Below are 323 nucleotides of genomic sequence, written 5' to 3'. Positions count from 1 at the left end.
TAAACCACTTAGATATGACGGAGATCGTCTCTTCCGATGTTACAGTAGCTTGGGGCACGAAAGTCTCGATCACATCCGGAAATAATCTTGTCTTCATCGCATATGCCACAGCATCTTTGGCATATTGTGCTGCTTGAGTGATATCTTCTGTCTTCGCATCTTCATCTTGAACCGGATCTATCTCCAGCTTCTTCAGGGCACGATAGAATACTACAGCCATGTCCTGCCTGGTTATGGGTTGTTCTAGTCCAAAACGTCCTTGCCCTACACCTTGAATAAGCCCGGCTTGCACCGCGGTCTCGATTGCAGCAAATGCATAATGA

Annotated in this window: 1 protein-coding gene; it reads right to left on the bottom strand. The window is 46.7% G+C overall.

The window, feature by feature from the left end; genetic code table 11:
• A partial coding sequence (locus tag ACFRAK_RS29140; RefSeq protein ID WP_394573219.1) for an S-layer homology domain-containing protein occupies positions 1-323 on the bottom strand: 323 nt, incomplete at both ends.

It is taken from the genome of Peribacillus sp. NPDC056705 (genome assembly GCF_043656335.1).
The sequence above is the reverse complement of the archived record's forward strand: the minus strand, read 5'-3'. Positions and strand labels throughout refer to the sequence as shown.